Origin of the sequence: Pseudoalteromonas sp. meg-B1 (genome assembly GCF_003173795.1) — a bacterium.
Classification (GTDB): Bacteria; Pseudomonadota; Gammaproteobacteria; order Enterobacterales; family Alteromonadaceae; genus Pseudoalteromonas; species Pseudoalteromonas undina.
Genome location: NZ_QGQU01000001.1, coordinates 89,350 through 104,100, shown reverse-complemented (window position 1 = coordinate 104,100; position 14,751 = coordinate 89,350). Strand labels below are relative to the sequence as shown.

Annotated in this window: 11 protein-coding genes; 3 read left to right on the top strand and 8 right to left on the bottom strand. The window is 40.6% G+C overall.

The genetic code is table 11. The features are described 5' to 3' along the window. Window positions 1-68 precede the first annotated feature (68 nt). Both DK924_RS00500 and DK924_RS00495 read left to right on the top strand, forming a co-directional pair. On the top strand, window positions 69-2,609 hold the full coding sequence (locus DK924_RS00500; RefSeq protein ID WP_109874080.1) for an EAL domain-containing protein: 2,541 nt from the start codon (window positions 69-71) through the stop codon (window positions 2,607-2,609). Window positions 2,610-2,630: 21 nt separating this feature from the next. Then, on the top strand, window positions 2,631-3,446 hold the full coding sequence (locus DK924_RS00495) for a DUF2797 domain-containing protein (RefSeq protein WP_109874079.1): 816 nt from the start codon (window positions 2,631-2,633) through the stop codon (window positions 3,444-3,446). On the opposite strand, the gene DK924_RS00490 is transcribed toward DK924_RS00495, so the two are convergent. Then, the gene (locus tag DK924_RS00490; protein ID WP_181388736.1) at window positions 3,419-5,947 is read right to left on the bottom strand and encodes an EAL domain-containing protein; all 2,529 of its coding nucleotides are present in this window, start codon (window positions 5,945-5,947) and stop codon (window positions 3,419-3,421) included. The two genes, DK924_RS00495 and DK924_RS00490, sit on opposite strands and share 28 nt — an antisense overlap. Window positions 5,948-6,023: 76 nt before the next feature. Here DK924_RS00490 and DK924_RS00485 point away from each other — a divergent pair, with 76 nt between their 5' ends. Further along, window positions 6,024-6,323, top strand: a complete 300-nt coding sequence (locus DK924_RS00485) for a DUF4144 family protein (RefSeq protein WP_109874077.1) — start codon at window positions 6,024-6,026, stop codon at window positions 6,321-6,323. On the opposite strand, the gene DK924_RS00480 is transcribed toward DK924_RS00485, so the two are convergent. The 7 genes from DK924_RS00480 to DK924_RS00450 all read right to left on the bottom strand — a co-directional run bounded on the left by DK924_RS00480 (window position 6,303) and on the right by DK924_RS00450 (window position 14,454). Further along, window positions 6,303-7,226, bottom strand: coding sequence for a histone deacetylase family protein (locus tag DK924_RS00480; protein WP_109874076.1), 924 nt, complete (start codon window positions 7,224-7,226; stop codon window positions 6,303-6,305). The two genes, DK924_RS00485 and DK924_RS00480, sit on opposite strands and share 21 nt — an antisense overlap. Window positions 7,227-7,329: 103 nt before the next feature. Beyond that, a complete protein-coding gene (locus tag DK924_RS00475) occupies window positions 7,330-8,871 on the bottom strand; it encodes a serine hydrolase (protein ID WP_109874075.1) in 1,542 nt (513 codons plus the stop codon). 27 nt (window positions 8,872-8,898) lie between these two features. Then, complete coding sequence (locus DK924_RS00470) at window positions 8,899-9,393, bottom strand: gamma-glutamylcyclotransferase family protein (RefSeq protein ID WP_010391767.1); 495 nt, start codon at window positions 9,391-9,393, stop codon at window positions 8,899-8,901. An 18-nt stretch (window positions 9,394-9,411) separates the two neighbouring features. Next, on the bottom strand, window positions 9,412-10,038 hold the full coding sequence (locus tag DK924_RS00465; protein ID WP_109874074.1) for a LysE family translocator: 627 nt from the start codon (window positions 10,036-10,038) through the stop codon (window positions 9,412-9,414). 2 nt (window positions 10,039-10,040) lie between these two features. Beyond that, window positions 10,041-10,823: a hypothetical protein gene (locus tag DK924_RS00460; RefSeq protein ID WP_109874073.1), complete on the bottom strand. Its 783-nt coding sequence runs from the start codon at window positions 10,821-10,823 to the stop codon at window positions 10,041-10,043. 3 nt (window positions 10,824-10,826) lie between these two features. Beyond that, window positions 10,827-11,297 carry a CreA family protein gene (locus DK924_RS00455; RefSeq protein ID WP_008466374.1) on the bottom strand — a complete coding sequence of 157 codons (471 nt, stop codon included), beginning with the start codon at window positions 11,295-11,297 and terminating at the stop codon, window positions 10,827-10,829. A 136-nt stretch (window positions 11,298-11,433) separates the two neighbouring features. Further along, a complete protein-coding gene (locus DK924_RS00450) occupies window positions 11,434-14,454 on the bottom strand; it encodes a TonB-dependent receptor domain-containing protein (protein ID WP_109874072.1) in 3,021 nt (1,006 codons plus the stop codon). Window positions 14,455-14,751 lie beyond the last annotated feature (297 nt).

Sequence of the window (14,751 nt, the reverse complement as noted above, 5' to 3'; positions counted from 1 at the left end):
TATAAGCGCAGATTATCTGCGCTTTTTACTGCTACACTATAAAAAAACAATCAGGGCACAGGTTAATATTGGAATTTAAAACCTTGCGCTATCATGCGATAGCGGTCGTAATACTTATTTTTATCTTTTTTATTATCAGCACATTGGCAACAAACTTTGTGATGCCATCTCGCTATACCATAGATAAAATAACCCCTGTTTATCTTGATCATGCATATTACATAGACAAGAGTAAAACACAAAACTTCGCAGAAGTAATGAGCAATAAAGCGCAGTTTATACAGCAAAAATTTAACGATATTCCTTGGAGTTTTCAACAGCAAAATTATTGGTTACGCCTTGATTTAGAAAACAAAAGCAGTCAACAAGAAGATGTGGTGGCACATTTTGATAATCCGATGGTGGATCACCTCACTATATATAGGCTCAATAGTAATAACCAGCTACTCGACACTTATAAGCTTGGTGATAAAGAGCCGCGTCTTACTTTATTTAAGTACAGCGTGCCCCATATTCGCTTTAAACTAGATGGTCAGTCTAAACAACAATTAATCATAAAAATAGATACAGTGGGGATCAGTAAAACCCCAATTCACTTATATCGCCATACCGTATTTGTTGACTTAGTTCGCTCACAAACAGGCATTTGGGGAATTTTTGCTGGCGTACTATTAATGGCCTCGCTATATAACCTATTACTTTATTTTGGTATTAAAGACCGCGTATATTTAGTTTACATTGGCTACATTATTAGCGCTATTGCATTAATGGGCACCGTGCTGGGGTTTGGCTTTTATTTATGGCCGCTTGAATGGCAGTTATTTATTCACGAAAAAGTCATTGTGGTCAACTACACCATTGCGTTTTTTACCCTCGCCTTTTGCACACTGTTTTTACGTTATCATAAAGACGGTTGCTGGCGGTATAAATTAAGCATCGGCTTATTAAGACTGATGCTAGTTCTAGGGACATTGAGTTTTTTCATTCCTGAAAATATAGCCGCACCGATATTTTTTGTGATTTTAGGATCGCTCTATATTGTCTGCTTCATTTTAATTTACAACAAATTAAGAAGCGGTTTTCGTTGGGCTAAGTTCTACGTATTTTCGTGGGTGCCACTAATCATTGGCGCAGCTATCCAACCTCTAGAGCTCACAGGCGTTATTTCCTATAGTTTTTCAATACGCCATGCTTTTTTAATGGCCATTTTGTGTGAAATTGTCCTAATGGCAATGGCACTTGCTGATCGGATTCGTTATCAGCGTGAGCAAGCGCTATATCATGCAACACATACCCAGCAAACTAAGCTACTTAATAGCGCTAAACTAAAGTATGCCTTTATGGCACTCAAAGCCCAGCGACGCTCTACCACTTTATGCTTGGTGAAAATACGTCATTTTAACTCTCTAAATACCATTATTACGTCCTCGCAAGGGTATGAGCTAATTAAACATGTTGCTCACGAACTTGAATGCCAATTAAGCTTTGAACGAGAGTTTTTTCATCTCAACAGTGGTATTAATCAGCCAGCTAAAATTGCTGATTTAGGCAGTGGCGTATTTGCCTGTATTTCCACTAAAAACCAGAGTCAGCATACGCTCGAAGAATTACTCAAACAGATCTTAAATAAGTTACCAAAAACATATCAAATTAAAGGTCTAGACTTACAACTTAATTACAGTGTTGGCATTAGTGGTTACGGTAAACGTGATGATTTTGAGTTTTGGTTAAAACGAGGCTATTTAGCATTACACGACGCTAAACATAACCTAAGCAAAGTAAGCTCATCACTTGCGCATGACAACCTTACCATGGACGTTGCTCTTGCAGCCAAGCTACAGCAAGCGATAAGAGAGGATCAACTTGCCCTTTATTATCAACCACAAGTGAGCTTAGAGGAGTGCAGTATACACGGCGCGGAAGCCCTACTACGCTGGCCCGATGCTGACTTTAAAAACATTTCGATAGAAAAGCTAATTATACTCGCCGAACACACTGGTATTATTAATGAATTAACAATTTGGGTTATTGAACAAGCCTGTAAAGACATTGCAAAGCTGGCATCCGATGGCATAAGCAATCATAGTATTAGTATTAATTTAAGTGCAAAAAATCTAGCCATTACTAATTTGACCGAAAAAGTAGAGAATATTTTGATTAAGTATCAGGTTGCTCCTCACTTATTAAAGTTTGAACTGACTGAGTCTGCTTTTGTCGAAAATCAAGATGCATTAGTCACCTTAGTTGATGAGCTTGCTACTTTGGGCGTTAAAGTAGTACTGGACGACTTTGGCACTGGTTATTCATCGCTTAGCTACTTGGTTAACTATCACTTTAGCGAACTTAAAGTAGATAAGTCATTCGTGTTTGATTTAACTGATAACCGTGCGCATCAGGTTATTGTGCAAACAGCCATAGATATGGCACATAATCTGGGCCTAACTATCACGATTGAGGGCGTAGAGACTCAAGAGGTTCATCAGCTACTTACAACTATGAACGCCGACCGTACTCAAGGCTACCTGTATGCCAAAGCACTCTCTTATGATAATTATTTAGACTTCTTAAAAAGCCAATACAGCCTAAAAATGTTAAACTCCCCTTTTTAACATCTTTGGGGCCAAGAAAAGATGCAAGGTACACTGCGTAAATTAAAGTCGAGCTTAACAGACCCGGTTCAATACCACCTACCTATAGGTGATAAACTGGTTGATTTAAATGCCTTAATTGGCAAACAGCTGACTCTTACTTTTAGTGGCACAATTTTGTGCTCTAACTGTGGTAAAAAAACCAAAAAAAGCTATTCTCAAGGGCACTGCTTTGTGTGTATGCGCAAACTTGCCAGTTGCGATATGTGTATCATGAAACCGGAAACCTGCCATTACGACCAAGGCACCTGTCGCGAGCCAGAGTGGGGCGAAGAAAATTGCATGATCCCGCATTATGTTTACCTAGCAAATACCTCAGGATTAAAAGTAGGTATTACTCGCCATACACAAATTCCTACCCGTTGGATTGACCAAGGGGCAACCCAAGCCTTACCTATTTTTAAAGTGCAGACTCGTTTGCAATCGGGCTTAGTTGAAGTAGCGCTGGCACAGTTTATTGCTGATAAAACCAATTGGCGTAATATGCTTAAAGGACAAAACGACACGCTTGATTTAAAAGCAGCAGCCGCCGAACTTATTCCACAAATAAGCGAAAAGCTTACAGAGCTGAGTGAGCTGTTTGGCGCAACCGCCATTGAACAACTTGATGAAGACGTAGTAAACCTTGATTTTCCAGTTAGTGAATACCCAACTAAAATTAGCTCATTTAACTTTGATAAAAACCCTGTTGTTAGCGGTATTTTACAAGGTATAAAAGGTCAGTACTTAATTTTTGATACCGGTGTGATTAATATTCGAAAATTCACGTCTTATGAAGTGAGCGTAGACTCAGAATAACCTTTTGCTGCTTGGTTATAAAATGCTATCCATTGCTGTCGTGTTAATGGATAGCAATAATGGTAACCCTGAATAATATTGCAGCCTATTGTTGCTAAGTGTGTCTCTTGCGAGGCATGCTCAACTCCCTCAGCAACCACATCTAACCCTAAACTTGTCGCCATGGCTATAATAGCCGCCACAATTTGGCTATTGCCGTATTCATCAGGAATTTTAGCAATAAAACTGGCATCAATTTTTAACGTGTTAAAGGGCAGTTTGGTTAAATAGCTTAATGCCGAATACCCCGTGCCAAAATCATCAAGCGCAATATGTACACCTAACGTTTTAAGCTGTTGTAACTGTTCTTTTGCCTGTGAAAAAGAACCTATAAAGCTACTTTCGGTCAGCTCTATTTCAAGTAAACTCCCAGGTAATTGATAGCGAGTAAGCATGGCCTTAATGTTATCAGCTAGCTTACCTTGGCTTAGGTGGCAAGCAGATACATTAATCGCTAAACGTCCGGGGTTCATTCCTTGTGCTTGCCAAAGAGTTAACTCCTTACCGGCTTGGTTAATAACCCATAAATCGAGACGAACAACTAAACCTAACTCTTCAGCAAGCGGGATAAACTGCGCTGGCGAAATAGTGCCTAAATCAGGGTCTTGCCAACGCAGTAGTGCTTCAGCCCCCATAATCGCCCCTGTTTTTAAACACTGTTTAGGCTGAAAATGAAGCTCAAACTCATCATTTTCAAGCGCATGTTGAAAGCGGCTCATCATCGCTAAGCGCTCAAGGGAGCGGGCATTCATTGAGGGTTGAAACAACTGAAACGAATTACGCCCCACATCTTTTGAGCGATACATGGCAATATCAGCATGCTTTAATAATGTTTCACTGTCTAAGCCATCATCTGGATAAACCGCTGCACCTATAGAGGCGGTAACACCCACTTCAAACCCTTCCAATTTAAAGGGGGTATTTAAGTGATTTAAAATACCCTCTGCAAGTCTGATAACAGCTGCTACGCTTTCAACCTCACACAAAACAATAAACTCATCTCCCCCTAATCGTGCCAGTGTATCCCCCTCATTAAGGGTGTTAATAATGCGCTCAGAGACTAATTTTAATAAGGTATCACCGGCGTTATGGCCCAAGCTGTCATTTACCTCTTTAAAACGGTCAAGGTCAATAAACATTACCGCTAGCATTTGTTTATCTCTGTGAGCAGAGGCTAGGGCCATAGAGAGCCTATCGTTAAATAAGCGCCGATTAGGTAAACCGGTTAGTTCATCAAAATATGCTAGCTGCACTACTTTTTCTTCTGCACTCTTTCGCTCTGTTATGTCACTAAAAATAGCGGCATAAGTAACATCACTATGACTTGGCTCTTTTATTTCTATAATACTGAGCCACTCAATATAAATATCGCCAGATTTTTTACGGTTATGAATTTCCCCCTGCCATACGCCTGTTTTAGTCAGTGAATCCCACATTTTTATATAAAAGTTTTTATCATGACGTCCTGAACTCAACATATTAGGCCGCTTTCCTATCACCTCATATTCTTTGTAGCCGGTTAAATGAGTAAATGCAGGATTTACTTGCATAATCACTCCATTCGAGTCGGTGATCATGATGCCATCTAGGGAGGAGTCGATAATTTTATTGGCTAAAAATAAATTACGCTGTGAGTGCTGCAGTGCAATATCACGCTGCTGAAGTACCTTTTCAAGCTCACAACAATAAGCGGTTTCAATTTCATTAATTAAGTTTTCAAGTGATAATACGCCGTTAATTTGATTATTTTCGCTCACCACTAAATGCCGAATGCTACTTTCAGACATCAACCTGTAAGCATCAAAAAGGCTGTCTTGTGGGCTTATTTTATACAGAGGACGGCTCGCCAAATCCCAACAAACAAGATGATTATGCTGCTCGGTGATGAGTTTTAGTAAATCTCGCTGGGTAATAATGCCATGGATATTTTCATCTTCATTAAATACTAAAACAACTTTCTCGGCGTGTTCACGCATTAAGTTAACTGCATCATTGATGGCTAATGAACTTGGGACTACCCTAATATTTTTATTATATTGCTCGTTTATCGGTCTAAATTGCAGGTAATGCTCTAATCCTTGATTACTCACAATATCAGTAATACTAATCACCCCGCTTGGGTTATCATTGGCATCGGTTACCAGTAAGTGTCTTACGCCATGCTTATTAAACACCATGGCGGTGTCGGTTAATAATTGCTGACTGGGTACACTCAATACCGGGCTCGACATCACTTTCTCAATCATTACCTGTCTAAGAGTCTGATCAGAAAAGTTAAGCGTTAAGCAATCAGTTTCAGTCCACACCCCCACTATTTGCTGCTGATGTTTAACAAAAATAGCGCTAACATTGTGCGCACGCATTAGTTTCACCGCTTCAATTAAAGGGGTATCCTTGGTACAGGCGATCACCTTATTGGTAAAAACATCGCATACTTTTTGATAGCGGCTAGTGTGGGGCATTGCTTTTACTTCCAAAATTAAACCAATGCACGATTATAAATTATTCAGTAAATGACAATTTGATTTAGGACAATATATGAGCATCAGTTACCCATTAATTATTATTTATAATAATGAGATTGAGCTATTAGAGCATGCAGATGAGTTACATGATTTTATTTATACTATGGACGTGAATGAGCAGAAAAACGTGGTTATTTTAGATAAGGTAAGTGGCTATCAAGGTTTAAATGGCGATGCGCATAATGCACTCAGTGCAATACAATTAGCGCAATTGGTAAAGGAATATTTAGCAAAAGAAGGACAATGTTGCCTCAGTAAAATAGAGCAGCTTACTCCTGATCAGGCATTTAGGTTACTCGCCGAAATCAACTAAGGCTTTAACGTGTGCAATCGCGCTGCGCCCGAGGGCAGACAGTGAGTATCCTCCCTCTAGGTAAGAGATAATACCTAAGCAACTATGTTGTTGGCTAAATTGCGCTAACTGCTCAGTAAGCCATATATAATCACTTTCGACAAACTTTAAACTGGCCATATCATCTTCAAGGTGCGCATCAAACCCTGCACTTATAAAAAGTAGCTCAGGCTCAAATTCTGTTAATTTTGGTAGCCACTGCTGCTCATAAAGCGCTTTTAAATCATTACCATCACTAGCAATAGGCAAAGGTGAATTTACCAACGTGGCGTTATTTTTAATGGCGGTATTTGGATAAAATGGATATTGAAATAACGAGCACAGCAACACATTTTCATCATCCATAAAAATATCTTGCGTGCCATTGCCATGGTGTACATCAAAATCGATAATGGCAATGCGTTTCACCCCTTTGCTTTGTGCATATTTAACCGCAATCGCAAGGTTGTTAAACACACAAAAACCAGAAGAGCTATCTCGGTTAGCGTGATGCCCTGGCGGGCGCACTGAGCAAAATGCAGCGTCTAACTTACCCTCTAAAACCTCATCAACAGCGAGTAACCCTGCACCTACTGCACGCTCAATTGCTTTCAATGAATCGGGGCATAACCAGGTATCGCCGTCCAAATCGCTAAGCCCTTCGGTTGGGATCATACTTTCTACATGCTTGATGTGTTGTTCACTATGCGCCAATAAATAGTGCTCACGCGAGGCCTTAGGTGCCTGTTTCTGCTCGATAGCGACATCCAGCCCACTTGCAAGTAGACGGTCGTTTATCGCATCCAAACGCTCAGGGCACTCTGGATGATCGTCAATCATTTTATGTTTACGGCAGTGGGGGTGAGAAATAATCGCAGTGCGCATAGCTAACTCCAAAAATAAGTTGCTTAACGAGTATAACAAAGCCACCTGAGGGTGGCTTTGCGACTTTGGTTGATACTAAACGACTATTTAACCAAGGTTCTGGTTATTTAGCTTTTAAATCAAGATTTCTAAAATCAAAGCTAAAATCGGTCACCTGCGTTGAAACTGCGTTCATTTTCGCCGATTCTACACGGTTATCTGCACTCATAGAAAAACGAATAAAGGCATCTGCCTCTAATAGCTTTTCATCCCATTTAACAATAAAGGTATTACCTGTGTAATGCTCCAACTCACCTTTGAGGCGCTTTGTATGGGTAAAATCAATGCGTAATTTACCATCTAACTCTTCAATTATTACATCGCCATACCAATCATCATGCAAAGTACCGGTGTAATTAATGGTTGGCAATGCCGGCTGGATATCTGCAGGCACTGATGGAGCCGCGTTAGCATAGGCTTTTTCTTTACCTGCAAAGTGCTTTTTAGCTAAATCTTCAACCCAGTCTTTATCTTCAAGCTCTAGTACATCTTCAAGTACTTCATGAGTCACCGCCGATAATGCAGAAAACGCTTGTTGGTTGCTTAATATCACAATTCCCACATTTTTCTCTGGCAAAAGAGTAACCTGCGAGACCATACCTAAAATACCACCACCATGTGCCAGCTTCTTAACGCCGTGGTAATCTTCTATACTCCAGCCCAACCCATAACCTCTAAATTGTTGATGGTACGCTTCATAAGCACTTTTAGATGCTAGTGAGGTAATATGTGGGTGCCACATTTGTGCTTGCTGCTTTTCACTAAATAGCTGCTCGCCATTAGGCATTTTGCCACCAGCAAGTTGAGTACGTAGCCATTGGCTCATATCATTTACGCTTGATGCAATGGCTCCTGCGCCTCTGAAGTCTTCAAGGTAATTAACAAAAAAGGGATGCAATTTACCGTCCATTGGGATGTGCCCAATTGCCCAGTTTTTGTTATTTTTAGCGATACGCGAAAAGCCAGCCCGTGAGTTGCTCATATTGAGCGGCTGTAAAATATTTTTTTCAATGTAGTCGTTCCAGCTCATCCCCGATATACGGGCAACAACTTCACCAGCGGTAACAAACATTAGATTGTTGTAAGCATATTGGCTACGAAAACTGCTCGCAGGTTTTAAATATTTCAGCCCCGATAAAATATCGGCTACCGATTTATCAGTACTTGGCCAAATCATTAAATCGCCTTGACCAAGCCCTAACCCACTGCGATGGCTTAGCAAATCGCGAATTCGCATTTCACGGGTAACGTATGGGTCATGCAATCTAAATTCGGGTAGGTGATCAATTACGCGATCATCCCAGCTTAATTTGCCTTCATCCACCAGCTTAGCCAGTGCTGCACTGGTAAATGCCTTGGTATTTGAAGCAATGCCAAATAAAGTGTCTTTATTCACCTTGCTATTAGTATTGAGGTTGGCAACACCAAAGCCTTTAGCAAATACTACTTTGTCATTTTCAACAATAGCAACGGCCATTCCGGGTACATCAAAACGCGTCATTGAAGCGTTGATCACCTCTGAAATTTTATCGGTATCAACCGCTGCAGAGCTCGTGAACGTCCAGCCAACCAATAATGCGGCTGTGGCTAATTTTGTTAGTCTCATAGTGTTACCTTAGGTTATTATTTTTGTTTAATCTTGATGAACCGCAAATTCTATGTCGGCGCGCGCTTTATTCGTATCTTGCTTACTAGGATAAGCTAAAATACGTTGACTATAATGCTCTGGCACACCGGCCTCAAGCGCACCACGATATACATGCTGCACGTACCAGTCATAAGGTAGCAGTGTGTCGTCATGTGTGTTTGCTATGTAGCAGTGCACATTAATGTCATCGTCATCTAAAAGGCTCACGGTTAAATCAACACAGTCGTAATTAGGGCCTTCAATTTTATCTAAGATCTCTTTTTCGGCCTCATTAAGCTGATACACCACCCCATATACAACTGCATCGGGTTCGTTGGTGGGCACAATAGTGCATTTACCTGAACCATCAGCAAAGGCCATATTAAAGGTTAACTTATAGCCTTTTAAAAGCGCCGTACCCACACGTTTTGCATTAGGCAAACGTGCCAATAAACGATTAGATGACATATTGGAGCCAAACGAAAAATTATATAACGCCATACTATTCCTTAGGGTCTATCAAATAACAACTCGCACAGCCAGTGCGATTAAAATAATGCCAATGCCACGATCGAACCAATAGCCACTTTGTTGAAAAAAGTTTCGCACACCTGCTTTTGATAACAATAGCGACAAAATAGAAAACCAAGCCCAAGTTGCCAGCGCCATATAAACACCATACCCCACTTGCACTATTACCGGTGTCGTTGGGCTAATCACCAAGGTAAACAGCGACATAAAAAATAGCGTAGCCTTAGGGTTTAATGCATTGGTAAAAAAACCACGGCGAAACGCACGCCATGGTGACTCAGGTGCAAGGCTGGGTTTTGCAGTCTGTTCTGATGAGGTATTTGAAGGTTTAGCAGCGCGTAGCGCCTGCACACCTAAATACGCTAAATAAGCACCGGCTATATATTTAAGTGCCATAAACAACGAAGGCGATTGAGTTAAAACCAGCGCGACTCCCAACACGCAATAAGCTATGTGTAATAAAATAGCTGCACCTACACCTGCACTGGTCCACAGCGCATTATGCCTTCCATATTGTACGCTTTGCTTAAGTACCACAGCAAAATCGGGCCCGGGGCTGGCCACTGCAAAAAAGTGAGCAATGGCAATTAATAAAAACTCATCAATATAAACCATGGTTAACTGGCTTGCTCTGGCGAAAAAGCCAACAACAATGGATTAGCCGACTGGTTAACCAATGTTTTTATTTCTTTTTGCGCTTTTTTAAATTGGCCTCTTAAATGCGGTTTTAAATGTTTTTTAGAGTGTTTATCTTGCTTAAAATAGCTTACTAACGCATGCATAAATACAGTATGGGTTTCACTGAGCGTGGCTTCGCGGTTTGCATATGGGTTGTAACATGAGCCACAACCCCCCTTAAACTGGTACACAGTATTGCTCATCATCACCCCAAAACCTAAAAAACACGCTAAAGCATCCGTTGCTTGAGGTAAGTACGCTTTACCACCTGGGGGTAATACACCTACATGATGAATTAAAATGGTAGCAAGAGTACCTGCAAAGCTAGCTACTAAATCTTGTGGCTGATTGATTTGGTTTGGGTTAAACGACACATTAATTGTATGGCTTGGTGGCACCATTAAATGGCAGTGCTCACCACGTAGATGCTCACTAAATTCAAAATGTGGAAACACCTGAGGTTGTAATTGTTGTGGTGCAACAAGTGTTATCGGCCATTCACTCATACCAGCATAATGCTTAACACGCGCAAACACTTTACTGGCCATTTCTTCAATGCTTGAAACCGAATCAGGAAAAAACTCGACCGTTGGTAAAATAATTTGGCTATGCTTAGTAAAAAAATTCAGGTCAAAGTTTTCTGCAGCCCAAATAAAGGTATCAACTAGCCACTGTTGTTCTTGTTCTGCCAATAAGGGCTTTGATTTAAATAGGGTTAACATAAACTATTCTTGCCCCTGTGCCCATTGCCATGCTTGTGTATTGTATAAAGGCACCGTAGAAAGCGCGTGATGATGACTGCCCGTAGATTCTTTCGTTGAGTACGATAAATACAATAACGTATGGGTTTTAGCATCATAAATGCGACGAACCTTTAACGACTTAAACAAAATACTCTTAGATGATTTAAACACGACTTCACCCGACTTACTACGGTCAATAGACTGTAATTGGTCTGCGGTAATTGGCCCTGTTTGACGACAAGCAATCGACATATCTGAGGGATCTGAAAAATCTAAATTAGCCTCAATGTGACTAATATGACAAGTAACCCCTGTAACAAGCGGGTCTTGCTGTGAGTTAACCACCACATCTTTAGTGGTAAACAGCCCTAAACTCACTGAAGCAACATCATCAGAACACCCTGTAAGCCCTGCTAAACACGCAATTAGACTACCCATTTTGAGATACTTCATAGCAAGTCCTTCGTTCATAATAAAATTAAGTTATGCCTTATACTAAACGCTTTCACTGCGATAAAACAAATTTTATGAGCAATAAAAAAGGCACGCCCGAAGGAGTGCCTTTGCAAACAAATACAGCTAAAAATAATTAAAAGCTATATTGTGCACCTAGATAAACATAACGACCGGCACCGCCGCCGTAGCCACTATAAAAGTTACCTCGGCCACTTGGATAAAATGCCCCTTTGTCGTCAAATACATTATTAATCCCACCAAATACACGTAAGTCACTCTTATCTGTCAGTGCCATAGTGTAAGACGCTGATAAACTATGCTTTAAAAATGAGCCGTAGTTTTGGTATGCCAGTGGCTCAGGGTTAGCAATACAACCGGCATCGCCCTCAGCACAGCGCTCATCATTTGCAGCAACATACTCAAGGTAGTCTTTCTCATCTTCTTGGCTTGCTTTAAATGCGCCTACGTAATTTGTACGCCAGCGGATACGTAAGTCATCCATTTTCCATACAATCGACATAGCGGCTTTATCTTTTGAACGGCCATAACCTGCATACTGTGAAGTAACACTGTTACCATCTAGCCCTTCATAGGTTTGCGAGTTTTCAATAATGTGATTGTAATCAAGCTTAAATGACAGGTTACCATAGCTGCCTATGTCATATTTGTAAGTTGCAACTACATCGTAACCGCGCGCTGTTAACTCATCTAAGTTATATTCACGCTGTAGTATTTTTACAATGTTACCTTCATCGTTACGGGTAATATCGTTACAGTATTCGTTATCACTACCCCATGACGCTTCTGAGTCATAACATTCACGCATGATGTTTTCGTTACTTATTTCATCAATCGCATCAACAATGGCAATATCGTAATAATCCACCGCTAAGTTAAAGCCATCTAAAAAGTCAGGAGAAACAGTTATACCAAAAGTATAGGTATCCGCTGTTTCTTCTTTTAAGTTTGGATTACCCGTATTTGGTGAATAGTTATTGTCTTCACTTTCAAATTCAAAATTAGGATCATCAGCCAGCTTTTGTGCCAAGGTTGGCTCTAAACGGCAGTTATCGTGCCCTGGGTTTGTTGATGTTGCAGTTAAGCCATCACAAATATCATCAAATGAATCAAAATCGCCGCGAGGGGGCGATAATAGCTCAGTAATAGTTGGGGCACGCTGTGCACGCGCATAGTTAGCACGTAGCATGTATCCATCAATTGGCTGCCACAATAATCCTAACTTATAACTGGCTACGGTGCTGATATTATCAATACTGTAATTTGCTAATCGTAGCGACGTTTCTGCCGACAAACTTTTAGCAAATGGCGCATCTTTTAGCAGTGGCACTGCAAGCTCTGCAAACGCCTCATACACTTCTACTTCACCATAAAAAGAAGGCACAACGTTAAACGTAATACCGCCCGCTTTCATATCATCACTGGTATCTAGGCTTTGCGAGTCTTTACGATACTCTGCACCAAATACTGCAGACACATTGCCTGCTGGTAATTCATATAAATCACCGGTGATATAACCCATTACCGTATACTGTTGAATCTCAGTATCAATAATTGGATTTGTACGGATCCAGTCTGCCATTTCAGGGGTAATAGACCCTTCACCAAATAAATTAAGCGGGACACATCCTTGCGCTCGCGCTTCGGCGTCTTTACATTGAATAGTGCCATCGGCTAATTTTTCAGCTTGCAGGGCTTGGTTAACACGTACCGTGTTTAACTCGTTACTACGGATTTGATGCTGTTTAAATTGACCATATCCGGCAGAAATATCCCAATCCCATGTATCATCAAACATCATACCTTGCAGGCCAGCCCAGGTACGAATAGTCGTACGGTCGTTATCGGTGCTGATATTACCTACTTCACCAAAACGACGATCCCAATAAATACGGTCTTTGTATGGGTTACTGTCAATAATTTCTTGTGGCACATATGGGTTATCAATAGGAATATAACCTGGCGCAATATCATCGATAGGATCCCCTGTCACTGGGTCGTAGCGAGGTACGTAAGCCCCTTCGTATTCATCTTCTGGTGACTTATCGTTGAACGAGCCACTCTTACTGTATTGAATTTGGAAATAACTCATGATGTCGTCTGTTACATCATAATCGACTTTTATTGCAGTCGAAAAGTTATCACTAGGTACATCAAGCATAACGTACTGCTGTGAGTTGATACCGTATATCTCTTCATTGCCTTTCCAATCATCACGTAGCGTTTGGCCGTCATACCAAAACTGAGTGTCGTTATTATTATTCTCTAAAAATACACCGCCTAAAGTGCCATCGCTTTTGCTTGCCCAATCAGCTTGTGTAATACCGCTCATACACTGATAGCCATCAGCAGTATACATTTGATTACACATCAGCTCATCATCGTAACTATGCGCCGCTTCTATTTGCGCTCGGTCGCGATCGTAAAAGGTCATACCAAAATCACGGTCCCAGTTTGAGCTGACAAATACATAACCGCGATCATCAGCAAATGACGTTCCGTAGTTTAAATCAAGCGTAAATTCGCGACCGCCACCATCTGTTGTTTCACCGCCACGGGCTTGAAATTCAAAACCTTCTTTTTTTGACTGGGTAATAATATTAACAACACCGGCTACCGCATCGGCACCATAAGTGGCCGACGCACCACCACTAATAATTTCAACGCGTTCTACCATACCACTAGGAATGGTATTTAAACTGACATAATTACCGCCGTAACTATTAGAGACAACACGGCGGCCATCAATCAATGTCAACGTTCTATTAGCGCCTAAGTCACGAAGCTGGACTGTTGATAAACCAGTACCCGAAATGCTTGATTGGCTGGTTGTGTTGCCAATACTTTGGCTCAGTGCAGGCATATTATCGATTAATACATCTGAAAGATTGCCTAAGCCTGTATCCTGAATTGATGCTCTGTCCATGGTAACCAGCGGAGTTGTGACCGAAAAACTATCACGCTTTAAACGCGAGCCTGTTACTGTTATTTTCTCTGGTACTTCTTGTACCACTTCTTCGCTTGCCTTAGCAGTTGATTGACGATCAATTGCCTCGTCATTTGCTATTACATGCCCAGATAGACTCGCTGTTATAGCCAAAGCTAAAGCGCATTTTTTAGTTGATATTTTACTCACAGACTTCCCTCATTTTTTATTATCCCATTAGTAGCTTTTTTATTAACTTTTTAGTTATTAAATCTGTTTTGTACTAATTGGTTTGTTTTACTAATAACAGGTTGTAAGTAATCGTGAATAAAAGCACAATGAGAGGTGTCTCGTTTATATCCCTATTTTACATCTATTTAATATCTATTTATTTATAATCATGGACTTATATTTATTGTGTTAGAATGTTGTAAAATTGAATATTAACTAATTATCGTGTTACTTTGCATTAAACAACACGTACAAACATCGCTAATAACTCATACT